Consider the following 23838-nt stretch of genomic DNA (forward strand, 5'->3'; position numbering starts at 1 on the left):
AAATAAGATTGATAAGGGTTTTAAGAAAAGGCTTATACATACTGTAAGGGGAGCAGGATATATCTTAAAGGCAGGCAATGGGCAATAGGCTAGAGGCAATAGGATAAAAACCCATAGCCCATAGCCTATCGCCCATGACCCATAGCCTATTTTTTATCTATGTTCAATTCCATCAAATCAAAACTTCTGGTATGGTCTTTATCCGTCTTCTCTATCCTTTTTTCAGGGCTGGGATTTTTCCTGTATTATGAATTAAAAAATATAGTCATCGGTTCAATTGACAGCCATCTGCATTCAGATACGCAGCTCTTAACAAGTTTTATTGAGGTGGAAAAATATAAGATAGAATGGGAACTGGACAAGGCTGCTGTGGGCGATTATACAATACCATTTTCAGGACACTACTATCAGATTGCCCTTTCCAACGGAACCGTTATTGCAAAGTCTCCATCACTTGCTGATAAAAGCCTGCCGTTTCATGAAGATATAGCATATCAGGTTCTAACTATTGCTGGACCAAAAGGTGAACCGTTAAGGTTAATGAATTATACGGCAAAATTTCCTGAGCACACGATTATTATCCAGGCTGCAGAATCTCTGGAAGATACATACCGCATCATTAGTTCCTTTAAAAATATCCTGATAATCTTATCCTCTGCTGCCTTTGTATTATCAGGTATAGGGATTATCTCCATAGCAGGTCTGTCTCTTAAAACCCTCACAGCCTTTTCCAGAAAGATAAGCAGCATTACAGAAGAAAACTTAAATGAAAGGATTGATGAAAGGGGGGTAGACAGGGAGATAATCTCCTTTGCCGTAAGTTTTAATAATATGATGACCCGCATAGAGGAGGCATTTGCAAAACAAAGGCAGTTTCTCTCAGACGCTTCGCATGAACTGCGGACACCCACATCTGTTATCAAAAGTTACTGTGATGTTACCTTAAGGAAGGAAAGGAATAAAAACGAATATGAGGAGGCATTAACTATAATAAAATCTACTGCAGAAAATATGGCACAACTCATCCAGAGGATACTGGATATAGCAAGGCTTGAGGGTAAGAATGTCATTATTAAAAAAGAGGTTGTGGACATTGGTTTAATACTGGAGGATGTATTTAAATTGATGTTTCCTATTGCACAGGAACGAGAGATAGAACTCTCTTTGAAGAATGCCTGTGAAGGAATTAAGGTGAGCGGTGATAAAGAAAGACTTACAGAGGTTTTTCTAAACATTGTTGACAATGCAATCAAATACAATAAAAAGGGAGGCGGTGTTGTAATATCAAGTGAGACAAAGAACGGCTCTGTTATTATTGCTGTGTCTGATACCGGTATCGGTATTCCAGAGGAACATCAGGATAAACTGTTTGACAGGTTTTATAGGATTGATGACTCAAGAGAAGAGATTTCAGGTGCGGGTCTTGGGCTTTCTATTGCAAAGGCAATCGTTAATGCCCATGGCGGAAATATAGAGGTTCACAGTAAAGAAGGTGTAGGAAGCGAGTTTAAGATATACCTTCAATTGGCAGGCAAGATTATTTAGAGAGATTTATAAGCATATCAATAAAAAACGATATAACTTCCTTACCAGCTGGTGTTAAATCAGTAAATTCCAGACCAATAATGCTATTTACTTTGCCTTCGTTAAAGTTTCTTATCAGGCAGTCAATTTCCAGACTTTTATCAATAATCATAAAGGTAAGGTAACACTTGCTGCCAATCTCAAATTTTATATGGTCTTTAGATGAGATACTTACACAGCAGCCGCTTTCGCTTATATCAATCATAGTTGCATCAGCACAAACCGCATTTTCTACTCCCAATATTTCTAGTCTCGCAGATATGTTTGATTTAAATCTCTTGCTTCCTCTAAATGGCATACTCTCTATGTTTGCAGGATATTTAAAAAATATCAGTGGTGCAGGGTGAAATTGAAGGGATAAAACCTCAGCGGTAAAACCATAGGCAGTGCCGTCTTTTACGAACCTGATAATGCAGTTGCTTTTACTTTTAAGATTTATAGGTTTCTCATTAACATAAGGATACCGCGTTACAATATATGCATCTTTTTCCCATCCTACAAGTCGTGTTGTCACATAATTTCTATTTTTTGGCATTTCAATAGATAGCGTCAGACCCACATAGAACATCATATTTTCCATTTTTCAATCCTTTCAAGTATTTTCTCTCTCCCAAGTAGAAAAAAGACCTTTTCAAGTTCCAAACCTTCTATCCTGCCTGTCAACGCAGCCCTTATAGGCATAAAAAGGTTCTTACCTTTTTCACCTGTTTTTTGTTTTAGGTTGTTAATAATATTTTCATATATCGTTTTATTAAGAACAGTGACCTTGTCAATCTCTCTTATCAAGGCATTTAATATCCTTTTTGTGTGAGGAAAAGTAAGAACCTCTTTTGCATCACTTTCAAATACTGGTTCTTCTAAAAAAGGCTGGATAATTTCAGGTATATCACCTAGCAGAACTGCCTCTTTTTTTGCCTCTTTTATCAGATTTTCAAGGTTTTCCTTTGGTATGTTTTTATCAAAATAGCACCCCATGTTATTTATAAGATATTCCGTACTGCTCTTTTCTATATAAATTCTATTAAATTTTTTGAGCCTTTCTATATCAAATATAGAAGGTGATTTTGATACCTTTTCAATAGAAAAAGTATCTATTGCCTCTTTTAAAGACATAAATTCCTTTTCAGGCGACCAGCCGAGATGACATAGATAGTTCAGGATTGCAGCAGGTATAAAACCATTTTTGCGTAATTCTGCCACCGAAAATTGACCGTGCCTCTTGCTGAGCGGTGTTGCATCTTTCCCAAGTATCAATGGAAGATGGGCATACTCAGGGACTTTAAAACCAAGCGCTTCAAATAATAGGATTTGTTTTGGTGTGTTTGACAGATGGTCATCTCCCCGTATAACATGGGTAATCTCCATCAGGCTGTCATCTATTACAACGGCAAAATTATATGTCGGCACCCCATCAGAACCCATAATTATAAAATCGCCAAATATCTTTGAATTAAATACCATCTTTTTGTGTATCAGGTCGTTAAAGATAATTGTCTTGTCAGAAACCTTAAATCTTATGGTGGGGGCAGTGTCTTCTGATATGGCAGGAGATGTTCTGCACCTGCCGTCATATCTAGGCGGCATACCGGCGCTCATCTGTTTTTTTCTTAATTCATGCAGCCTTTCTTCTGAGCAGTAACATTCGTATGCCTTGCCTTCTCTTAATAACCTTTCTGGAAAATCTCTATATATGTTCAGTCTTTCTGACTGGCGGTATGGGATATCATTCCATTCAAGACCAAGCCATTTGAGGTCTTCCAGAATAGATGCCTCAAATTCTAGATTTGACCTTAATCTATCTGTATCTTCAATCCTTAATATGAAACTGCCGTTATGATGTTTTGCAAATAGAAAATTGAAAAGGGATGTCCTTGCATTTCCTATATGGAGATAACCTGTTGGACTTGGCGCAAACCGGGTCCGTATTTTCCTTTCACCTTTCATCTTTCACCTTTCACCTGTATCAATACAACTGCATATGCCTTAATGCCTTCACCTCTGCCTGTGAAACCAAGCCCCTCTTCTGTCTTTGCCTTTACATTTACCTGTCCTGTTTTCAATTTCAATGCCTTTGCAATATTTACTGTCATTTTAGGTATGTATTCAGCAAGTTTGGGTTTCTGTGCAACAATAGTTGAATCTATATTTATAATCTTAAAACCTTTTTTATTAAGAAGTGTACCGGTACTTTTTAAGAGTTCAATACTTGATATACCTTTATATGCAGGGTCTGTATCCGGAAAATGTTTGCCTATATCACCAAGTCCTGAAGCCCCCAGAACGGCATCTATTACGGCATGGATAAGCACATCCGCGTCCGAGTGTCCGAGGAGCCCCTTTTCAAAAGGCGCTACTACCCCACCAAGGATAAGTTTCCTTCCCCCTACAAGTCTATGAACATCGTATCCAAAACCTATTTGCAATCGCCTCTCCTATAATCAAATCCTCGGGTGTTGTTATCTTGATATTCTCATAAGAGCCTTCTACAACTTCAACTCTAAACCCGAGTCTTTCAACAAGGCTTGAATCATCTGTAGCATATATACCGTCTTCAAGGGCTTTCTTGTGGGCATGTTTTATGATTTCTGTTTTAAATGTCTGGGGGGTTTGGACTGCCCATAATCTCCCCCTCTTAAGTGTTTTTACTACATAACCATCAGATACCTCTTTTATCGTATCCTTGACAGGCACGGATACCACAGATGCCCCTGTCTTTTCAGCAGATTCAATAGACCTGTTTATTATTGACGGGCTGACAAATGGCCTCACACCATCGTGAATAATCACAATGGTATACGAATCATCAACTGCATCAAGACCGTTCCTTACAGAATCCTGTCTTTCTTTCCCGCCTTTTATAATCCCGATAACCTTTGTAAATCCAAACCTTTCAATCACCTCATTCCTGCAATATTCTATCTCATCAGACTGCGTAACTACAATTATAGAATCAACAGCACTGCATTCTTCAAACCTTTGCAGTGTATGGGCAATGATAGGCTTGCCTTGTAAAGAAATCCATTGTTTGCCTGTATCAGCACCCATTCTTTTGCCTTTGCCTGCAGCAACTATTATTGCAATAACCTTTCTCAAAGCAGCCCCTGCCTGATAAAAAAACACCCGTCATCCAGCAGTATCCTGTCCGCTGCCCAACGGGTGTTTGAGACTAAAAAATGTAATGTGTGCTAATGAAGTTCAGTCTTTACATCCTCATCTTTTACTCTGGAAAATATCATCCTGCCCCCTGTTGTCTGGAGGACGCTGGTTACAACAACATCCATATTCCTGCCCAGAAATTTTCTCGCATTATCTACCACAACCATTGTTCCGTCATCAAGATAACCAACCCCCTGCCCATTTTCTTTTCCTTCCTTCAGCACATATATGCTTATTACCTCACCCGGCAGGACAACAGGCTTTAGGATATTTGCAAGATTATTTATATTAAGCACCGAAACACCCTGCAGTTCTGCTATCTTGCTCAGATTTGAATCGTTTGTTACTATTCTGGCGCTAATCTCCTTTGCAAGGGCAATGAGTTTTGCATCAACCTCTTTAATACTCGGAAAATCGTTATCAATAATAGTAACCTTTGTGTTTGTCTGTTTTTGAAGCCTTTGCAAGACATCAAGTCCTCTTTTGCCCCTTACCCTTTTGATCCCATCAGCAGAATCCGCTATATACTGCAATTCCTGAAGCACAAATTGCGGGATGATAATTTCACCTTCAAGAAACCCGGCATCAGTTATATCTGCAATCCTGCCGTCTATTATAACGCTGGTGTCAAGTATCTTGATAGCCTTTGTTTCATGCTTTTCACCAAATAAGGTATAAATATTATGACCATCAAAATCATCCCCCTTTTTCATACCAATACTCAAACCAATATATCCGAACAATAAGTTGACGAGGATATAGATAAGGATTTTCGGGATACTGCTTTCTATGAACTGGGTTGTTATTGTATAAGAAATGAGATTTGATACAACCAGCCCTGTAATAAGTCCGATTGCCCCGCCTATTACAATTCTGAGAGGGGTTTTTTTTACCCGCTGTTCAAATATGATTGCCAGTATTGATATAAAAAAACCGCTTATAAATCCTACTATTGCTGATAAATTATCTCCTAATATCTGTTTCGCAATAATATAACCGCTTGCTGACCCAAATATGATAAGAAGGTACCGCATTATTGCCACTTTTATCACCTCCTTTCATTTTTGCATCATCTTATTCAGTTCTGCTTCCATTTTATCTTCTGTAATATTCTTTGTTATAGCAAGTTCCCGTATAAGCAGACCCTTAGCCATATCAAGCATCTTTCTTTCTCCAAATGACAGTTCCTTATTGGATTTAAGGAAGTAAAGTTCCCGCATGACCTTTGCAACCTCCATGACACTCCCTGACTTAATTTTATCCATATATTCCCTATGCCTTCTGTTCCATGTCTGGTTATCAATCATAGGTTCTTTTTTACCCCTCAGTATTTGATACACCTTCTGCAGTGCATTCTTATCCACTATCTTTCTCAAACCAACTGATTCAATGTTATCTGTAGGCAATATTATTGTGGCACCTGTGTTAATAATCTTAATAATATAAAAAGTTCTTGCCCCCCCTAATGTTTCTCTTTTTTCAATAGAATGGATAGTGCCGACACCGTGGGCAGGATAAACCGCCAAATCTCCGACCTTAAACATTTTTGTCACCTCGTTTTAGGATTTTTGGGGATAGAATAAAGAAAAAGGCATATTGCAAAAACAGGAAAGATGACACCCATGCCAAACCTATCTCTTTTATACAGAAAATCATGGATTCCATTTTACGATGGAATAACGGTGGGTTGATTTCTTGATATTTATACAACAGCCTCATGTATAAACTTTATAACACATACAGGCACTCTGAGTCAATTATCTTTTATCACCAAAAATCAATGTCTGGTAGTTATCACTTTGTCAATTTCATACTATCCAATCACATCAACCACCTCTTCATAGGTTGTAATCTCCTCCAGCATCTTTCTTACAGCAGAATCCCTGAGTGTTGACATGCCTTCTGATTTTGCAATATCCTGAATGAGTAAGCGGGTAACATCCTTTGTTATGGCATTTCGTATCTTATCGCTTATATCCATAACCTCAAATACACCTGTTCTTCCTTTATATCCTGTGCCGCGGCATTCTGTACATCCTTCTCCATAACTAATCTTATAGGGATTCTGTCTTGGTTCAAGTTTTAAGAATTCCATCTCATCGTCTGTCAACACCCTTTCTTTTGCACAGTTCTTACAAATCTTTCTTGCAAGCCTTTGTGCAATAACACCAACAAGCGTTGATGATATAAGGAATGCAGGGACACCTAAATCTAGAAGTCTTGTTATCGAAGAAGGCGCATCATTTGTGTGAAGTGTTGAAAGAACCAGATGCCCTGTAAGTGCTGCCTGCACTGCATTCTCTGCGGTTTCTCTGTCCCGTATCTCACCAACCATTATAATATCAGGGTCCTGACGAAGTATTGTCCTAATACTACTTGCAAATGTAACACCTATATTTGCTTGAATGCCAACCTGATTAAACTCTTCTATAATCATTTCTATCGGGTCTTCAATTGTAACTATATTTATCTCAGGGGTTGATAGATATTTAAGAGTAGAATACAGGGTTGTTGTTTTTCCGCTGCCTGTAGGTCCTGTTATAAGTATTATGCCGTTAGGTTTAGATATAAACGAACTGTATGATTGATATTCTTTAGGATAAAACCCAATCTGGTCAAGTTTTTGAAACAATATCTCTGGGTCAAAGATTCTGATTACAACCTTTTCCCCAAATGCAACAGGCATTGTAGAAATCCTGAGTTCAATCTCTTTACCTTTGTAGGGGGTTTTAATCCTGCCGTCCTGAGGTCTCCTCTTTTCTGCAATATCCATTCTGGACAGAACCTTTATCCTCGAGACAATGGGTGGATGTATTGCTTTAGGTATATTATAGACAGGATATAGAACCCCATCTATTCTGAGCCGCACTGTGGAATACTCACCTTTAGGCTCTATATGTATATCGCTCGCCCTCTGGTCAAATGCATACTGGAACAGATACTCAACTGCGTTTACAATATGCTGGTCAGTTGCCTCTATCTCGTTTTGCCCTTTTGATTTCACATACTGTTCAAGGGTATTTGCAGCACCATTAGCATCATCCACTATTATCTGTTGTGCCTTAGCCAGAGAGGATTGAAAGCCATAGAACTCCCGTACTATTTTCAATATATCACTCTTTGAAGATAGCACAACCTTGATATCAACCTTTTTTGTCCTTTTTAAGCCATCTATTACCTCCAGATTAAATGGGTCAGCAACCGCTACTGTCAGAGAAGTTCCGTTTGCCTCAACAGGAACAACAAGATGTTTTTGTGCAAATGCACGCGGTATATATGATGTAACAACATCCAGATTCAGTTTTAAAGGATTTAGTTTTCTGTAAGGCATCACGACTTCTTCAGCGATAGCAGCAGTTACCATGTCTTCATTAAGTATTTTGCCGCTGGAATTAGGCACCTCAATATTACATAAAACTATAAAATCTACCGGTGAAACTGTATCAGGACGCAAGGTAAGGATGTTACCTCCTGAAGATACCTTCTCCTGCATCCTCTTCTGTCTTATTGTATGAGCAGAAGATTTGGCGATAATTTCTGAATGCCTCTCCTTTGAAATAAATCCCTTTTTAAGAAGAAGGTTTAGAATAAATTCCGTTGTTAGTGATGTTTTATCCATATCAGACTGTTATCTTAATGACCGCAAATGGTATATTTGCTGGCAGTAAGCCCTTCTTTTAGAGCAAACTCAAAATCTGTCAATCTGCCGTTTATAAGTTTGACATCCATCGTCTCTCCAAATCTTTTAAGAATAGACTCAATAACACTATCTGCATCAACATCAATATAAGAATTTATACCATCTATCATAGAAGCATCTGTTGTATCAAAAATAGACATCTGTAAATCCTTGTTCACATCCATAATAATTGACCCATGCTGAAGAAAGGCATTTTTCAAACGTTTTTGCGCGCTTCCTATAATCTTCCTGCCGTTTATCGTTATCTCATATCTTGAAACAAAATCAAAACACGACTCTTTCGTCTTACCCTTTGATGCAAACCTTTTATCCCTTGCATCCATTATGCAGGCATCAAGACCCAAATCCATAAGTGCATCAACAATACACCTGCTGACAACCTTATATGCGCCAATAATCCCCTTTTCAAGAAGCTCAGCATCATTTGTTACAACGGAGTAGGTCAGTTCCACATCGTGAAGAACAGCCCTTCCTCCTGTAACCCTCCTGACAATCGGGATATTAAGGGCAGAACATCTCTTAAAACATGCTTCTGATTTTTGGAAAAAGCCTATGGACAATGTAGTTCTGTCCCACTTATAAAATCTTATAGTTGACGGCGATTCACCTTTTTCACATGCAGTAAGCATTGCCTCATCAACCGCCATATTCTCATAACCGCTGAGAGGACCATCTATTATCAGCCGCCATTCCTTCATATCTTACAGGTTTTAAGATGAATATTTACCCAAAAAGTTTATATCAACATTGCCTTCAATGAAATCGTGGTCATTCATTATCTTTTTATGGAGTGGTATATTTGTTTTAACACCCTCCACAATAAACTCTCCAAGCGCCCTGTTCATACGGCTTACTGCCTCATGCCTTGTATCAGCATATACAATGAGTTTCGCAATAAGGGAATCATAATGAGGCGGGATAGTATAGTCACAGTAGAGTGCAGAATCTATCCTTACACCAAGCCCCCCCGGAAAGTTCAGCCTTACAACCCTGCCGGGTGAAGGTGCAAATGTATCAGGGTCCTCTGCATTTATCCTGCATTCTATTGAATGCCCCTTAAATCGTATATGCTTTTGTTTGAACCTCAGTCTTTCACCAGCAGCAATCCTTATCTGCTCCTTTATTATATCCACACCTGTAACCATCTCTGTAACAGGATGCTCAACCTGAACCCTTGTATTCATCTCCATAAAATAAAAATATTTATTCTTGTCCAGAAGAAATTCTATTGTGCCGACACTGTTATAACTGATTGACTTTACAATCTTGATTGATGCATCCCCCATTGCACTTCTGATTTTTTCGTTCAGGGCAGGTGAAGGTGATTCCTCAACTATCTTTTGATGTCTCCTCTGGATAGAGCAGTCCCTTTCTCCAAGATGCACTACATTGCCGTAATTATCTGCCATAATCTGTATCTCTACATGGCGCGGAGACTCACAGTATTTTTCAATATAAACACTGCCGTCCCCAAATGCAGCAAGCGCCTCGCTGTGTGCGGTATGAAAGGCATTGCCAATACTTGCCTGACTATGAACCAGTTTCATACCCCTGCCGCCGCCGCCTGCTGCTGCCTTTATTATCACAGGGAAACCTATTTTTTTTGCGACTTCCATAGCAACTTTTTCATCTTTTACCGCAGTCTTGCTCCATGGAAGGACAGGCACCTTGATTTTCTCCATCTGGGTCTTTGCAAGGATCTTATTGCCCATAAGACGCATTGTGTTTGAACTCGGGCCTATAAATTTTATCCCGCAATTTTCGCATACCTCTGCAAATTCAGCATTTTCTGCAAGAAAACCATAACCCGGATGGATTGCATCAGCATCAGCAACCTCTGCAGCGCTCAATATGGAAGATATATTCAGATAACTATCTTTGCCTTTAGCCGGACCGATACAGATAGCCTCATCAGCAAGCCTTACATGAAGGGAGTTCTCATCCGCTGTAGAATATACGGCAACAGTCGGCACCCCCAATTCTTTACAAGCCCTTATAATCCTTACTGCGATTTCTCCACGATTTGCTATAAGTATTTTATGAAACATAATATTAAATACAGGTTATAGGCAAGAGGCAATTGGCGATAGGTAAAAACCCATAGCCTATTGCCCATAACCTATAGCCTGTCTCCTATACTGTCTCTATAATAAAAAGCGGCTCACCATATTCAACAGGATGCCCGTTTTCAACCAATATTGAAATTATCCTTCCGTCATATTCAGATTCAATCTCATTCATCAGTTTCATTGCCTCTATTATGCACAAAACCTGACCCTTTTTAACATTACTATCCACTTCAACAAATGACTGGGCATCCGGGGATGGTGAACGATAAAATGTCCCAACCATGGGTGATGTAATGGTTTTGTGCCTTTCTTCCTTCAAAGGTATCTTGTTTTCAGGTTCTTTTTCTTTGTCTAAAGACATGACTGGCAACGGTGGAGAAGGCACAGGAGACTGAACAGCACCTGTTGACTGACAACCTCTTTTTATCCTCACCTTGCCGTCACTACCTTCCAACTCAAATTCAACTATATCAGTATCTTTTATAAACCTATAAATATCTTTTATCTTTTTTAAATCCATAATTGCCCTCCCATGAATTTTCAGTGAGCTGTGAGCCGTTTACCGTGAGCAGTTAGCAGTAAATACCGCTTACCGCTTACTATAACACCGTCATCTCCTTTGAGACCTTTGTCAAGACATCACAACCATCTCTTGTAACCATAACCATATCTTCTATCCTTACACCGCCAAAATCAGGCACATATATCCCCGGCTCTATTGTAAACACCATATTTTCTTCAAGCAGGGTATCATCAAAAGAAGATATGGAAGGCATCTCGTGGACACAAAGTCCAATACCGTGCCCTGTTCCATGCCCAAAATATCTGCCGTATCCCGCACCTTTTATAACACGCCTTGCAGTGCTGTCTATAACCGACGCCTTAACCCATGGTTTCACAGCATCAATCGCTGCATCATGGGCATCTCTTACAATAGTATATATTTCTTTCTGCCGCCTTGTTGGTTTCCCAATAAAAAATGTGCATGTCTCGTCAGAACTGTATCCTTCATATACCGCACCTGAATCAACAATTACCATCTCACCGCTTTTAATTTTTTTTCGTGACGCCCTCCCGTGCGGAAGCGCAGCCCTATGACCTGATGCAACTATTATATCAAAGGATGTCTTCTCTGCACCGCATCTCCTCATGCCGTATTCCATTTTAAATGCCACATCTTTTTCAACAGCGCCATCTTTAATGCGCATCTTTGCTATATCAAAACCCTTTGTCCCAATCTTTACAGCCTCTTTAATCAGCGATATTTCGCCTTCATCTTTTTTGCTCCTTAATGCACTTATATTATCTGATAATGAAATAAATTTTTTCCCTGAAACAAGACTTTTAAGTTTTCTATAATAATCGTGCGTAACCTCTTTGCCCTCAAAACCTATCCTTTTTGCCTTTAACCTCATTAGAAGGGAAGAAACCCAATCCACCTGTCTTTTATACCCTTTAATCCGAAATCCTTTAACCTCATTATGTGCCTGTGAAATATATCTTAAGTCTGTCAAAAAATATGCGGTGTGCAGTGTAATAACAAGCACAGAACTGCTTCCTGTAAAACCAGTCAGATACCTTATATTGGGGACGCTTGTGATAATGACTGCATCAACCCCACATGCTGGCATTTTTGACCTAAGATTTTTTAGCCTTAATTCGTTTGAAGGATATCCCATAAATCCTTTGAAAAATCTTTTTTCGCAGTCTCATGGATTATAACATCACCTATGTCCCTCACCAGAACAAACCGCAACTTCTCTTCAATCACCTTTTTGTCCATTTCCATTGCCTTGATAAATTTATCTATATCTATTTCAGGCGGCGATAATGCAGGCAGTCCAAATGCCTCTATAACCGCCCTTATCCGTTTATAGACATCATATTTGCAGACACCCATCTTGTATGAAAGCCCTGCTGCCATAACCATACCTATTGCAACTGCCTCACCATGTCTGAACTCCTTATAATGTGTAAGAGACTCTATTGCATGTCCAAATGTGTGTCCGTAGTTCAGTATTGCCCGCAGCCCTTTTTCTGTCTCATCCTTTTCAACTATATCTGCCTTTATTTCACATGTCCTTCTGATTGCATAATCTATACCTTTACCAAGTTTTAAAATATCTGCAGAATTTTTCTCTAAAAATGCAAACAGTTTTTTATCCCTTATTACTCCATATTTTATAACCTCTGCCAAACCTGCTTGGATTTCTCGCTGCGGCAGTGTCTTTAAAACATCACTGTCAATCAGGACAAGTTTTGGCTGATAAAATGCGCCGATAAGATTTTTGCCCATTGAGTGATTTACACCTGTCTTGCCGCCAATAGAACTATCCACCTGTGCAAGAAGGGTTGTTGGAGCCTGCACAAAAGGGACACCCCTTAAATATGTTGCGGAAACAAAGCCCGCAATATCGCCAATAACCCCGCCGCCCAATGCAATTATAGGAGAGGTTCGTTCCATCTTATGAGAAATAAGATTATCATAAATAAATGAAACGGTCTTCAGATTTTTATGCTCCTCACCATCAGGGATCTCAATAACACTTGAAATAAAACCTGTCTTCTTTAAATTCAATACAACATTTTTACCATACAATTTGTTTACAACAGGATTAGTTATAATACTGACCTTGTCCATTAGCCCTGCCTTGTGCATGAAGGTTCCAATATTATCCCGTCCCCCTATGGAAAAATATATCGGATAACTCCTGTCGCCAAGATTTACGGTTATTGGGTTCATATTAGGTTTCAGGTTTCAGGTTCTAGGTTCTAGGTTTTACTAACACCTGACACCTACACTACCTGATACCTATCTTTCTTTTTATCTCTTCCACAATCTCTTTTACTGTTTTGTTAGTTGTATCTATGCACATATCTGCCTTTGCATAAAAAGGTTTTCTGTATTCAAGCAGTTCCACAGCAGCCTTTTGTCTGTCAGGCAAGTTTAGTAGTGGTCTGTCATTATTTCTGTCAACCCTTGACATGATTGTATCTATAGACGCATTTAGACACACAACAAAACCAGATGTCTTCATAACGCTCAAATTTTCCTCATCCACAATTGCCCCTCCGCCTGTGGCGATTACCTGATTTTCCTTTTGAAGCACATCCTTAATAACCTTTTTTTCAACAGACCTGAAATATGCCTCTCCTAATCTTTTAAAGATTTCGGAAATGCTTAAGCCTGTTTCCTTTTCTATTAAATCGTCAGTATCAACAAATCTATAGTTTAATTCATTTGCAAGATGTCTTCCTACAGATGACTTGCCAGTCCCCATAAAACCAGTAAGGATAATATTTTTCATGAAACCTAGCACCTGACACCTAATAGGTTCTCAAATACTCCAGATACCCTTTATAATTTCTCATTACCTCTGTGATTGAATCTCCGCCAAATTTTTCTAAAAATACATTTGCAATCTCAAAAGCAGTAACTGCCTCACCGATTACAGACGCAGCAGGGACAGCACATATATCAGACCTCTCCACACTTGCCTCAAATGGTTTCTTTGTTTTTATATCAACTGATTTTAGCGGCTTATAAAGTGTAGGTATAGGCTTCATTACAGCACGCAAGATTATGGCTTCACCATTACTCATTCCGCCCTCTATTCCGCCAGCATTGTTGGTCTTTCTAAAAAATCTCGGATTAATCGGCCAAAATTCACCCTCTTGCCTCTTGCCCCTTGCCCCTTGCCCCTTATAGTATATCTCATCATGCACCTCTGAACCAAACCTTTGCGCAGCATCAAAACCAATACAAATCTCAACACCTTTAATAGCCTGAATGCTCATTAGTGCAAAGGCAAGCCTTGCATCAAGTTTTCTGTCCCATTGGACATGGCTCCCCAATCCAGGCGGAACACCAGTAACAACAACCTCAAATACACCGCCAACACTGTCCCAGTTTTTTCTGGCACTATCTATTGCCTTTCTCATTTTCTCTGAAGTCTTTTTATCAGGACAGCGAACATCAGAGGCCTCTGCATGTTCAAAAATAGGTTCTAGGTTCCAGATTTCAGGTTTTAGTTTTTTTCTGACACCTGACACCTGACACCTGACACCTGCTATTCCGACCACCCAACTCATAATCTTTATTCCAACCTCTCCCAAAAACCTTTTGCATACAGCGCCCGCTGCAACCCTTGCTGCTGTCTCTCTTGCACTGGAACGTTCAAGTATATTTCTTATATCCTCATGCTCATATTTCAATGCACCTGCCAAATCCGCATGTCCAGGTCTTGGTCTTGTTATTATCTGTTCACTCTCCGCCCTCCGCCCTCCGCCCTCCGCTCTCATCACATCCTTCCAGTTCTCCCAGTCCTTATTCTCAATCAACATAGCAATCGGAGAGCCTATCGTCCTGCCAAATCTTACACCTGATATAATTTCAACTGCATCTTTCTCTATTGCCATCCTCCCACCCCGTCCATAACCAATCTGCCGCCTTGCCAATTCCCTATTTATATCACTATCTGTAAGCAGAAGATTAGAAGGCATGCCCTCAAGGACAGCAACCAATGCCTTGCCATGCGATTCTCCTGCTGTAAGGTATCTGAGCATGTAACCCCCGTAAGAAAATCTGCTAATTTATTTAAGAAAGTCCACAAGCAACATCTTAACAAAATTCCTTATCTGTGATGCAGCATTATACGCCTTTTCCCCTTCATCCATTGTATAATGGGTAGGCCAATGAACCGGATATCTGGTATCTATATAAAACCTGTTCAACAATTTGCAATCTTCTCTTATATTTTCAAGTGACGGCTCTCTATCTCTACAAATTTCAAAAAGATGGAAAAGATTATGTATCTTTTTAAATTCTAATTCAAAGGCAACAATAAACGTCTTAAGATACTTTTCTGCTGCCTGATGGAAATGAAAACATATAGGAGCAAGAAAATTTCCTCTTTCTTTAAGGTTCACCTCTGCAAATTTAAAATCTTCATCAGCCTTATCAATCAACTCACGGATGATGACTGGGTTAACCATACAAGACCTTACCTTCCTTGAAAATAACCTTTATAAAAGGGTCACCCATCTTGATGCGGTTTTCTATTTCATCAGGTCTATAGACAAGAAAATCTGCAGCAACCTTTGTTGTAATCAGATTATCAATCTCTCTCATCCTGTCAATGCCATAATAAGGGGTATCCTTTTTTACAATTAAAAAATCCAAATCGCTGTCAGGGGTAAATTCTCCCCTTGCCGCACTACCAAACAGTATAATCTTTTCAGGCTTATATTTTTCAATTATCTGAAAAGTTAATTCTTTTATCTCTTTTTGTATATCAATCATATTTATTACCAAGCGGGTTTGCTGAATCAAACCCATACAAATCTTGCAGATCTCATAACTTTTCCTTTTGAATCGCCGGAGTGATAAATATCAAAAGTTCTGTCTGACTATCAGATTTAGATTTACTTTTAAACAGCCCCCCGATTACTGGTAAATCCTTCAGCCATGGCACGCCTGATGTAGAATCAGATTCTACAGTTTCTATTATACCACCTATTACAGCAGTTTCCATGTCTCTTAACAATATCTCTGTAGCTGCCGCCTTTTCCAATATCACAGGACCGGCAGAGGTATCCTCTCCCTTTGAGTTTTTGGTAACATCAACCTTCATTAAGATTGTGCCGTCGGCTATGATATGAGGCACAACCTTCAGTTTCAGGGTAGCATCAATAAATTTAGTCTCTGTTCCGGAACTGGATGTAGTTTGATAAGGTATCTTCTTACCCTGTGATATAGTAGCCTCTTTGTTATTTATGGTTGCAATCTTTGGTCGGGATATAGTCTTTGATATCCCAGCGCTTTCTGCAGCCATAAGTTTTAAATCAAGGGTAAACGGGGTGCCTCCCAATTTGCCAAATGTAAATCCAATGGCGCCTGTTGGCGAGGCAATTGGCAGATTTACAGCAACATTTCTTACACCTGTGTTAGTAGCAATACCGCTTGTTGCCTGAGCGGATTGTCCTGATGTTCCGCCCAATGCTGCTAATCCGCCTGTCCCTGTAGCGCCGCCTACAGCATATCTTGGTCCGCTTCCTGTATAACTTACATCCATTCCCCACTGGACACCTAACTCCTTTGCAAAACTGCTTGATGCCTCTACAATCCTTGCCTCTATTATTACCTGAGGTGTTTGTGTGTCAATGCCCTTAAGCAATTCAACAGCCTTTTTTACATTTACAGGTATATCTCTTATTATAATTGTGTTTGTCCTCTCATCTGATATTACTGAAGCGCCTTCTCTGCCGCTTAAAACACTTTTAACCTTCTCCTCCATATCCTTTGCTACTGCATAATTAACAGCGACCTTATCTGATATTAAATCCTCAAGTTTTTCTTCCTCTTTAATTTTAGACAGGGATGCTACCCTTATCACATTGCCTTCCTGTATCTTACCCAATCCCTTTGATTTAAGTATTATATCAAATGCCTGGTCCCATGGGACATCTTTAAGCCTGAGTGTTACCTTTCCTGTAACCTCATCTGACAGAATAATATTAAGTTGGCTCACATCTGCTATCAGTCTTATAACATTTCCAATATCAGCATCCTTAAAATCCAGAGAAATCCTTTTGCCTGTCCATTGACTTTGACCTGTTTGAGCAGTCTTGGGTAGTAACGATGCATCTGCTTTTGGTTCAACACCCTTTTCTGCCTTATTATCATTTAATACAGCATCCGCCTCTTTTTTCTGACCCTCCTTAAAATCAACACTTGCAGGTGGTTTTGGCTCATCTGATTGGGAAACCTTTTTAGTCTCCTGCTTATGTTTAGCAGCATCTGTTATAGGATGTTCTGTTAAAACAAGTGGTTTAATCACCTTTTTAGTTTCGGCTGATACCTTGGGTTTTATACCTGCCTGTGGAAAATTCAGATATATATTATTTCCTTCCTGAACCACATTGTAAGATATTTTGTCCTTTAGTTTAACCATCACCCTTGCAAGTTTATTATCCTGAAGTTCATAGGAAGTTACAGATGTAATAGGCACATCAAGAAGGCTCATGTCCATCACCCTTTTAAATTCATCAGGCATGACAGCACCCTTTAAATCAATAACAATGCTCTTGCTGTCAATAGATTCCAAAACCTTATAATCAGCCTTTTTTGAAGTTGTTATTGACACTTTTGTCCCTGCTAAAGACGGTTTAACATCAATAGCAGTAACCCTATTGTCATCAGCCGCTTGTCTCTTCTCAGTTGAAGTGTCCTTTACCTCTTTCGCAGGTTTACCCTCTATCTTCTCATCTCCACGCATCAAACTCACCACTAACTTTCCTTCCAGTAAATCAATCTTGTGGTCAATGCCGTCCTTCAGCCCAATCATTATCCTGCCTATCTTTGAAGCCCCATCCTTTCCATATTGAGAAGCAGAAATCTGACTTACAAATTCATTTTCAATAGAAATGGGCTCTTTTACCTTGTCTAGAACTGCATCAGGAATATCTATAACCAGACTGGATGAGTCGGAAAGTTTAAAGGCAGTATATGTTATACTGCCGCCCGCTGTTTCAACCAATACCCTTGAAGTATTATCAAGTTTCTCAAATGTTATACCGGTTATGGAAATACCTTGCAGTTGTTGACTCTGCTGAACTGCATCTTTCTTGCTCAAATCATCAGGTTTAACACCTGCAATATCCTTTGAAATACAGCCTCCAATAAAAAGAATAGAGACATAAAAGATAATGCAAATATATTTAAAGTAAAGATGCCTTACCTTCATCTTAAACCCTCGCCTTCCCCAGCAGGCATTGTCAAAGATAATTCTTTTTTACGAACTGCGCCGCTGTCATCTTTGTGTCTTTCTTCAATTACAACCTTATTACCCAAAATCTTTGATACCTGCCCTCCCCTGTTTCCAATAAGGTCGCCAACCCTGATTGTATATCCTTTACCATCCGGCGCCTCCACCATAGCAGCAGAATCCTCTGCCCCCCATATTATTGCAGCAAGTTTTAACTGCCCTGTCTCATATTTCTGAAGAGGGGTCTTTGGTTCAATGGGTTGTTCAGGTTTTATCACCTTTTTAGATGATTCCGCTATCTGTGTCTTTGCCTGTACTTTGGATAAAACTTTCTGTAACACAATCGGTTTAAAAGGGTTACGGATGGGCATCTCCTTTTCAATTATCTCTACAGCCTTCTCCTCTGTTTTATCTATGCCCTTCTCCTCTGTTTTATTAGTATTTGAAATATCAACGGCAGGAGGCACAGCAATTCTATATGCCACTGCACTGACAGGTTTCTGCGGAGGTATAGATGCCTTTTCTTTACAGGCAACAACAATAAACATAAAAACTACAGATATTATAATAATAGACTTGGTTTCTGTTATCTGTTTCACTTCCCCTTCCCTTTCTCTTTCTTATCTTTCAGAGCCGCCTTTTTAATATCATCCTCTGTCAAAAACCTGAATGTTGTGGCTGTAAAACTTGATATAAGCACTGTATTATCACCGCTATCTTTAATCTCACCTATATTCAATTTGCTGATATTAACTATCCTTTGAAGTCCTGCAGCCTTTTTAAAAAATGAAAGGATATTTTCATATCCGCCCTGAACCTTCATATCTACAGGAATATCAGCATAAAATCCCTTTATAATCTCTGCACCAGGCTTAAACAACAATATCTCCAGACCTGATTCCCTGCCAAGTGAGGATAAACTGCTTAACAGTCCTGCGATTTCCTTCTCATTCGGCATTTGTGCAACAGCATCTTGTAATCTCTTTGCAAATTCCTCTCTTTCCTGTTTAATCTTTGGAAGTTGACTTACAGTTATTGTTTCATTATCAATCTGTCTTTGTAATTCTGTAATCTTTGAGCGGAGATTTCTTGTCTCAATCATTTTAGGATAAAAAATCAGATACCCATAAGCCATCGCTATCAAAAGGTGCACAGCGCCCAGTATTATTAGTTTCTGTGATAATGGTAATTTTAATATAGTATCAGGGGTTACATTAAGAACCATATTCTTTATATCTTTTGCAATGCCTTAACAATCTTGTCCATCTTTATTGAAAATGATTTAACTTTAACACCGCCCTTTTCAGACATCTCTGCAACCTCAAGTTCAACCCTGTTTATACCGTTCATCTTTTCAAGATTTTTCATAAATTCAGATATATCCTCATCACTTGAAGCACTACCTGTAAGCAGTAATGTATTTTCACTATCACTCAATTTGTTAATCCATGCCTTTTCAGAAATTGCCCTGCTGATTTCTTCAAGGAGTCTTACAGGACCAGTCCTGTTACTTTCCAATTGTTTAACAACATCCAATCTCTGGCTTATCATCTTGTTCTCATCTCTAACCTTTGTAAGTTCTCCTGTCTTTGTTTTAAGAAGGGACAAATCTCTTTCCTTATTTTCTATACTCATCTTCAATCCTTTTATCTCACTTGTCTTGTAGTAATGGACAGCGGCAATGAGCAAAAATAAAAAGATAAGTGATAAGCCGGCAAGATGAATTTGCCGCTTTGCAAGTTTTTTCTTTTTTTCAGCCCTGACAGGCAGTAGATTGATTCTTATCATCTATTTCCATCCATCCTCATTGCAATGCCAACAGCAACCGCAAACAGCGGGGCAGTTTCTTCTATATATTTTGGGTCAAATGATTTTCTATCGTATTCAACTCCCTTAAATGGATTTATAGTCTCAACAGGCAGTCCTGTAACTTCCCGAATCCTATCTGACAGCCCTTTTGTTTTACTGCACCCGCCGCTCAAGTATATCCTATTAACATAACCACCCATCGCTCCACTTAGATAAAAATCAACAGATTTCTTTATTTCTTGGGCAATATCATCCAAAGACTCATCAATAACAGGCTTAAGCATACTCCCTTCCATACCCTTCATCTGTCCCTTAATCTTCAACATCTCTGCATCCTTAAAACTTATATTCAATAATTTCTGTATCTTGTATGTAATAAGATTTCCTCCCATTGCAACTGCCCTTGTAAATACCGTTACCCCGCCTTTCAGCACAGTTACACTCATCACCGCTGCGCCAATATTTATAATAATTATATCCTCATCAGGTGTTGTTGGATAGTTAGCCTCAAACATATTTTCAAGGGCAAATGAATCAACATCAATAACAGTTGGATTCATCTCTGCCCCTTTTATTACATGGACATAGTCATTTATAACATCCTTTTTAACAGCAACCAGAACCACATCCATTGTGCCTTTATCATCCTGACCAAGTATCTGAAAATCTATATTAACCTCGTTTATTGGAAATGGTATATACTGCTCTGCCTCCCATTGAATACTCTCTGCCAGTTCATCCTCTGTCATAACAGAAAGATTCACCTTTTTTATAATCACCGAATTACCAGTAAGGGCTGACACAACATCTTTAACCTTTATGCCGTGATGTGAAATAAGTTCTTTAATAGCATTTGTAACTGCTGCATGATTGACAATATTGCCATCTGCGATAGATTGCGGCTGAAGTTGCATAATCCCCAGTTTGACAAGTTTGAAGTTCTTTTTTGTCTCTGCAAGTTGAACAAGTTTTATAGAGTTAGAACCAATATCAAGTCCTATAACATCCTTTTTCTTCTTAAAAAATGACAGCATATAATTTAGTCCTTAAACACCTTACCCTTTTCCGACACCTTTAAACCCAGCGCCTGTATGATTTTCCTCTTTGTATCCATACGGCAGTCATAGCCCTTTTCAATCCTGTCTATGGTAAGCGGCGAAATGCCCGCCTTTCTTGAAAGTTCAGCCTTGCTTACAAGAAGATCTTCCCTTATCCTTTTTAGATTATTTTTTGTCTTACTCATTTTCATACCCTCCGGGCAGAGGACTTCATACGAATTGGGTTTAAAAACCTGTATAAAACTGTATATTAAAGCATATAATTTGTCAATAATTAAATATAAATTATATATAATTTCACTGCCTCTACTGCCTTGCCCACCTTATAACTGATGTTTGACTGTTTTCTGAACCTACTCCTTGAAGCGTTGAGGTATCGTATGTTACAGTCACATCTCCATTTATGCTTACAGTATTTTTTGCAATAATCCCTCCTGTAACATTTAAACCGCCTCCGCCTCCGCTTATTGTCAATGTCCCCATAACATATACAAAACCTTTATATTGCAAACCGCCTGTAATAGTCAAATCACCTGTAACAATCAATATGCCCCTGCCTGTAAGATTGCCGCTTATTTTAGCAGGCTTTGCAGTGCTTGCCGTGTTATAGTCGTCATCATTATCATTATCTATAAATATGATTGTTGAATATGTACCGCCTGCAAAATCCCCCCAGTCTGTAACCACACCATCTATGCTGCCGCTGGAAGGTATATCATCACCTGCAGCACCGCATGTATTATCTGAGCAGTAATGCCTTTCATCTGCAATCTCCTCCATACTAGTAGAATTTTGCGCGGTATCATAAACATCTATGCCAATTTGATCATTTAAATCATAGCCTGCATTTGCAGTTGTTCCACCGGTTATATTTGATGAACCTCCCCGTATATCAAGCGCAGGGTCTGAATTTGAATCAATTGCACCTTGCGTCTGGGTATTCAAAGAACTTGCTGCAATATATGAGATTGTTTGAACAGTTGTATTTCCATATGTCCCTGTGGAAGTTATCTTATAAACAGGCAGGTAGCCTGTTGTCGGCGGCTGCGGAGTCATTGTTGAAGGAAATTGATAATCCTGACCAAACATGACGATTTCATTGTTGTATGTGCCTTTATAAAATCCATCTGTTGTATTCTCTAATAAATATTGTATTGTTACACTATAACTGCAACTGGCTGCGCTGCCTGAACAAAGATTCTCTCTGCTTGTAGATTGATTAAAACTCTTTTGCCAACTTGAAGTTCTATAATTAGCATCTGTTGACAATTCAGCAAGGTAATATGAATTCCCTGATACAAGATGCACCCTTGCATAAGCCTCATTTAATCCTGCCTCTGCCAATTGGGATGCAACCTTTTGTTCCTTTTCATTTCTTCCGATAAGGGTTTCTGTTGATGCATTTATAAGTGCAAGGAGTCCAATAGCGGACATTGAAACCATCAATAGAAGGGTTATGACAAGGATAAAACCTTTATTGTTTTCAATCGGCATCATCACAAACACTGGCACTACCACCCAATACACCCATATTTCTTAAGTATACCTGTGTAGAAACCTTAACAGAGGATAGCGCATTAGAGGTTGGAAGGGGACTGCTTGTCTTTGTAGTAATTTCAACCTTTACAAGTCTGATAGTATTACGGTTAGTCTGCTCAGTAACAGAATCTCCTGTATCAATATCAGAATAAGAAATCTGCGAGCCATTCCCATCATAGTATGTAAAGACAAGACCATTAGTATCAGCAATATAACCTACAATCTTATTTTCCTCATCTGCATCGCCATAACCACTATTATTGTATGTGCAGCAATTAGCATCACCTGAAGCACAGACATTGTATTTTTTAACAAGATATTTTATACCGCTTTCAGTTTTTAACTTATATTTCATCTCAAACCTTGTATTTGTGTAACCTTGGGTATCAGGTCTTGGGTCCCGGAATATAAACTTTATTTCATCAGACTTTGCCTTTTTAATAACATTAATTGTCCCGGCATTAAGACCAGCATTTAACAAATCACCTGTTATTATTGCTGCACCTGCCCGTGCATTCTGCTGTGCCTCTGTCAGCAAATCCTGCGAACCCGATGTCTTGTAAAATGTAGTATAAACCCCATAAACTGCCGCCATAATAATACCCGTAAGCACAAGGGCAATCATAAGTTCAACGATGGTAAAACCTTTCTGGGATTTTTCCCGAATCATTACTTTGCCCTCATTGTTGTTAACTGTAGTGTCCTTGAACCAAATGCATCTGTCCACGCAGCAGTTATTATTACCTTTTTTAATCCATCACCTGATGATGAACATGTTAAATCACCATTAACATCAATAATCTGTGCAGTCCAATACCATGTATAATCAACATTATTGATATTCTCTGGATAGGAGTGGGCACCTCCTGTAGATGGGGTGCAGGTATAAGTTGTAGAGCATCCTGAACCTGATAAGACGCATGTTCGTGTAATACCACCGTCAGAACCGCTTGCCTCCAGATTATCATATGACACCATCTTTAATGCCTCTAGTTTTGCCTCTGCAAGATTTACTGCTGCAGAAAGTTTTTTTGCAGAATCAAGACCTCTGATTGCATTGCCTGACATGGCAGCAAGACCAATAACTGCAATAGCAAATATTGCAATTGCTATCAAGACCTCTGCAAGGGTAAAACCCCTTTCACTTAACATTATAT

Annotated in this window: 26 protein-coding genes; 1 reads left to right on the top strand and 25 read right to left on the bottom strand. The window is 39.1% G+C overall.

Features of this window, described 5'->3' with window-relative positions; genetic code table 11:
- The first annotated feature begins 159 nt into the window (after positions 1-159).
- The gene (locus HZC45_07445; protein MBI5682981.1) at positions 160-1545 is read left to right on the top strand and encodes a HAMP domain-containing histidine kinase; all 1386 of its coding nucleotides are present in this window, start codon (positions 160-162) and stop codon (positions 1543-1545) included.
- On the opposite strand, the gene HZC45_07450 is transcribed toward HZC45_07445, so the two are convergent.
- From HZC45_07450 to HZC45_07570, 25 genes are all read right to left on the bottom strand, one after another.
- Positions 1538-2164 carry a flagellar brake protein gene (locus HZC45_07450; protein MBI5682982.1) on the bottom strand — a complete coding sequence of 209 codons (627 nt, stop codon included), beginning with the start codon at positions 2162-2164 and terminating at the stop codon, positions 1538-1540. The two genes, HZC45_07445 and HZC45_07450, sit on opposite strands and share 8 nt — an antisense overlap.
- On the bottom strand, positions 2152-3528 hold the full coding sequence (locus HZC45_07455) for a glutamate--tRNA ligase (GenBank protein ID MBI5682983.1): 1377 nt from the start codon (positions 3526-3528) through the stop codon (positions 2152-2154). Before HZC45_07455 ends, HZC45_07450 begins: the two co-directional genes overlap by 13 nt.
- Positions 3525-4007, bottom strand: coding sequence for a 2-C-methyl-D-erythritol 2,4-cyclodiphosphate synthase (locus HZC45_07460; GenBank protein MBI5682984.1), 483 nt, complete (start codon positions 4005-4007; stop codon positions 3525-3527). The genes HZC45_07455 and HZC45_07460 overlap by 4 nt, the downstream gene beginning before the upstream one ends.
- Entirely contained in the window at positions 3976-4677 is a 702-nt protein-coding gene (gene ispD, locus HZC45_07465; GenBank protein ID MBI5682985.1) for a 2-C-methyl-D-erythritol 4-phosphate cytidylyltransferase, read from the bottom strand. The genes HZC45_07460 and ispD overlap by 32 nt, the downstream gene beginning before the upstream one ends.
- A 92-nt stretch (positions 4678-4769) precedes the next feature.
- Positions 4770-5774, bottom strand: a complete 1005-nt coding sequence (locus tag HZC45_07470; protein ID MBI5682986.1) for a PIN domain-containing protein — start codon at positions 5772-5774, stop codon at positions 4770-4772.
- Positions 5775-5798: 24 nt separating this feature from the next.
- Positions 5799-6284 carry a CarD family transcriptional regulator gene (locus HZC45_07475; protein MBI5682987.1) on the bottom strand — a complete coding sequence of 162 codons (486 nt, stop codon included), beginning with the start codon at positions 6282-6284 and terminating at the stop codon, positions 5799-5801.
- Between the two features lie 269 nt (positions 6285-6553).
- Positions 6554-8359: a type II/IV secretion system protein gene (locus HZC45_07480; protein MBI5682988.1), complete on the bottom strand. Its 1806-nt coding sequence runs from the start codon at positions 8357-8359 to the stop codon at positions 6554-6556.
- A 14-nt stretch (positions 8360-8373) separates the two neighbouring features.
- Positions 8374-9138, bottom strand: coding sequence for a lipoate--protein ligase family protein (locus tag HZC45_07485; GenBank protein ID MBI5682989.1), 765 nt, complete (start codon positions 9136-9138; stop codon positions 8374-8376).
- A gap of 12 nt (positions 9139-9150) precedes the next feature.
- Positions 9151-10488, bottom strand: a complete 1338-nt coding sequence (accC, locus tag HZC45_07490) for an acetyl-CoA carboxylase biotin carboxylase subunit (GenBank protein MBI5682990.1) — start codon at positions 10486-10488, stop codon at positions 9151-9153.
- Between the two features lie 85 nt (positions 10489-10573).
- Entirely contained in the window at positions 10574-11029 is a 456-nt protein-coding gene (accB, locus tag HZC45_07495) for an acetyl-CoA carboxylase biotin carboxyl carrier protein (GenBank protein ID MBI5682991.1), read from the bottom strand.
- Positions 11030-11108: 79 nt separating this feature from the next.
- The gene (locus HZC45_07500; GenBank protein ID MBI5682992.1) at positions 11109-12188 is read right to left on the bottom strand and encodes an aminopeptidase P family protein; all 1080 of its coding nucleotides are present in this window, start codon (positions 12186-12188) and stop codon (positions 11109-11111) included.
- Positions 12164-13252: a 3-dehydroquinate synthase gene (locus HZC45_07505; protein ID MBI5682993.1), complete on the bottom strand. Its 1089-nt coding sequence runs from the start codon at positions 13250-13252 to the stop codon at positions 12164-12166. The genes HZC45_07500 and HZC45_07505 overlap by 25 nt, the downstream gene beginning before the upstream one ends.
- Positions 13253-13310: 58 nt before the next feature.
- On the bottom strand, positions 13311-13817 hold the full coding sequence (locus tag HZC45_07510) for a shikimate kinase (GenBank protein ID MBI5682994.1): 507 nt from the start codon (positions 13815-13817) through the stop codon (positions 13311-13313).
- Positions 13818-13836: 19 nt separating this feature from the next.
- Positions 13837-15075, bottom strand: coding sequence for a chorismate synthase (gene aroC / locus HZC45_07515; GenBank protein ID MBI5682995.1), 1239 nt, complete (start codon positions 15073-15075; stop codon positions 13837-13839).
- Positions 15076-15102: 27 nt separating this feature from the next.
- Complete coding sequence (locus HZC45_07520) at positions 15103-15504, bottom strand: HEPN domain-containing protein (GenBank protein ID MBI5682996.1); 402 nt, start codon at positions 15502-15504, stop codon at positions 15103-15105.
- Positions 15497-15811, bottom strand: a complete 315-nt coding sequence (locus HZC45_07525; GenBank protein MBI5682997.1) for a nucleotidyltransferase domain-containing protein — start codon at positions 15809-15811, stop codon at positions 15497-15499. Before HZC45_07525 ends, HZC45_07520 begins: the two co-directional genes overlap by 8 nt.
- Positions 15812-15863: 52 nt before the next feature.
- The gene (pilQ, locus tag HZC45_07530) at positions 15864-18254 is read right to left on the bottom strand and encodes a type IV pilus secretin PilQ (GenBank protein ID MBI5682998.1); all 2391 of its coding nucleotides are present in this window, start codon (positions 18252-18254) and stop codon (positions 15864-15866) included.
- Positions 18251-18874, bottom strand: a complete 624-nt coding sequence (locus HZC45_07535; protein ID MBI5682999.1) for a pilus assembly protein PilP — start codon at positions 18872-18874, stop codon at positions 18251-18253. The genes pilQ and HZC45_07535 overlap by 4 nt, the downstream gene beginning before the upstream one ends.
- Positions 18871-19500, bottom strand: coding sequence for a type 4a pilus biogenesis protein PilO (pilO, locus tag HZC45_07540; GenBank protein MBI5683000.1), 630 nt, complete (start codon positions 19498-19500; stop codon positions 18871-18873). Before pilO ends, HZC45_07535 begins: the two co-directional genes overlap by 4 nt.
- Before the next feature lie 5 nt (positions 19501-19505).
- Entirely contained in the window at positions 19506-20063 is a 558-nt protein-coding gene (locus tag HZC45_07545; GenBank protein MBI5683001.1) for a PilN domain-containing protein, read from the bottom strand.
- Positions 20060-21115: a type IV pilus assembly protein PilM gene (gene pilM / locus HZC45_07550; GenBank protein ID MBI5683002.1), complete on the bottom strand. Its 1056-nt coding sequence runs from the start codon at positions 21113-21115 to the stop codon at positions 20060-20062. Before pilM ends, HZC45_07545 begins: the two co-directional genes overlap by 4 nt.
- Positions 21116-21123: 8 nt before the next feature.
- On the bottom strand, positions 21124-21327 hold the full coding sequence (locus HZC45_07555; protein ID MBI5683003.1) for a helix-turn-helix domain-containing protein: 204 nt from the start codon (positions 21325-21327) through the stop codon (positions 21124-21126).
- A 121-nt stretch (positions 21328-21448) separates the two neighbouring features.
- Positions 21449-22660 carry a hypothetical protein gene (locus HZC45_07560; GenBank protein ID MBI5683004.1) on the bottom strand — a complete coding sequence of 404 codons (1212 nt, stop codon included), beginning with the start codon at positions 22658-22660 and terminating at the stop codon, positions 21449-21451.
- On the bottom strand, positions 22626-23351 hold the full coding sequence (locus HZC45_07565; GenBank protein MBI5683005.1) for a prepilin-type N-terminal cleavage/methylation domain-containing protein: 726 nt from the start codon (positions 23349-23351) through the stop codon (positions 22626-22628). Before HZC45_07565 ends, HZC45_07560 begins: the two co-directional genes overlap by 35 nt.
- The gene (locus HZC45_07570; protein MBI5683006.1) at positions 23351-23833 is read right to left on the bottom strand and encodes a prepilin-type N-terminal cleavage/methylation domain-containing protein; all 483 of its coding nucleotides are present in this window, start codon (positions 23831-23833) and stop codon (positions 23351-23353) included. The genes HZC45_07565 and HZC45_07570 overlap by 1 nt, the downstream gene beginning before the upstream one ends.
- Between the last annotated feature and the right edge of the window lie 5 nt (positions 23834-23838).

The organism is Deltaproteobacteria bacterium (genome assembly GCA_016223005.1).
Classification (GTDB): domain Bacteria; phylum Desulfobacterota; class GWC2-55-46; order UBA9637; family GWC2-42-11; genus JACRPW01.

Excerpts from the sequence above, each read along its gene's own strand:
- HZC45_07445 (MBI5682981.1), top strand. The coding sequence starts at position 160 with ATGTTCAATTCCATCAAATCAAAACTTCTGGTATGGTCTTTATCCGTC.
- HZC45_07450 (MBI5682982.1), bottom strand. The coding sequence starts at position 2,164 with ATGGAAAATATGATGTTCTATGTGGGTCTGACGCTATCTATTGAAATG.
- HZC45_07455 (MBI5682983.1), bottom strand. The coding sequence starts at position 3,528 with ATGAAAGGTGAAAGGAAAATACGGACCCGGTTTGCGCCAAGTCCAACA.
- HZC45_07470 (MBI5682986.1), bottom strand. The coding sequence starts at position 5,774 with ATGCGGTACCTTCTTATCATATTTGGGTCAGCAAGCGGTTATATTATT.
- HZC45_07475 (MBI5682987.1), bottom strand. The coding sequence starts at position 6,284 with ATGTTTAAGGTCGGAGATTTGGCGGTTTATCCTGCCCACGGTGTCGGC.
- HZC45_07480 (MBI5682988.1), bottom strand. The coding sequence starts at position 8,359 with ATGGATAAAACATCACTAACAACGGAATTTATTCTAAACCTTCTTCTT.
- HZC45_07485 (MBI5682989.1), bottom strand. The coding sequence starts at position 9,138 with ATGAAGGAATGGCGGCTGATAATAGATGGTCCTCTCAGCGGTTATGAG.
- accC (MBI5682990.1), bottom strand. The coding sequence starts at position 10,488 with ATGTTTCATAAAATACTTATAGCAAATCGTGGAGAAATCGCAGTAAGG.
- accB (MBI5682991.1), bottom strand. The coding sequence starts at position 11,029 with ATGGATTTAAAAAAGATAAAAGATATTTATAGGTTTATAAAAGATACT.
- HZC45_07500 (MBI5682992.1), bottom strand. The coding sequence starts at position 12,188 with ATGGGATATCCTTCAAACGAATTAAGGCTAAAAAATCTTAGGTCAAAA.
- HZC45_07505 (MBI5682993.1), bottom strand. The coding sequence starts at position 13,252 with ATGAACCCAATAACCGTAAATCTTGGCGACAGGAGTTATCCGATATAT.
- HZC45_07510 (MBI5682994.1), bottom strand. The coding sequence starts at position 13,817 with ATGAAAAATATTATCCTTACTGGTTTTATGGGGACTGGCAAGTCATCT.
- aroC (MBI5682995.1), bottom strand. The coding sequence starts at position 15,075 with ATGCTCAGATACCTTACAGCAGGAGAATCGCATGGCAAGGCATTGGTT.
- HZC45_07520 (MBI5682996.1), bottom strand. The coding sequence starts at position 15,504 with ATGGTTAACCCAGTCATCATCCGTGAGTTGATTGATAAGGCTGATGAA.
- HZC45_07525 (MBI5682997.1), bottom strand. The coding sequence starts at position 15,811 with ATGATTGATATACAAAAAGAGATAAAAGAATTAACTTTTCAGATAATT.
- pilQ (MBI5682998.1), bottom strand. The coding sequence starts at position 18,254 with ATGAAGGTAAGGCATCTTTACTTTAAATATATTTGCATTATCTTTTAT.
- pilO (MBI5683000.1), bottom strand. The coding sequence starts at position 19,500 with ATGGTTCTTAATGTAACCCCTGATACTATATTAAAATTACCATTATCA.
- HZC45_07545 (MBI5683001.1), bottom strand. The coding sequence starts at position 20,063 with ATGATAAGAATCAATCTACTGCCTGTCAGGGCTGAAAAAAAGAAAAAA.
- HZC45_07555 (MBI5683003.1), bottom strand. The coding sequence starts at position 21,327 with ATGAGTAAGACAAAAAATAATCTAAAAAGGATAAGGGAAGATCTTCTT.
- HZC45_07565 (MBI5683005.1), bottom strand. The coding sequence starts at position 23,351 with ATGATTCGGGAAAAATCCCAGAAAGGTTTTACCATCGTTGAACTTATG.
- HZC45_07570 (MBI5683006.1), bottom strand. The coding sequence starts at position 23,833 with ATGTTAAGTGAAAGGGGTTTTACCCTTGCAGAGGTCTTGATAGCAATT.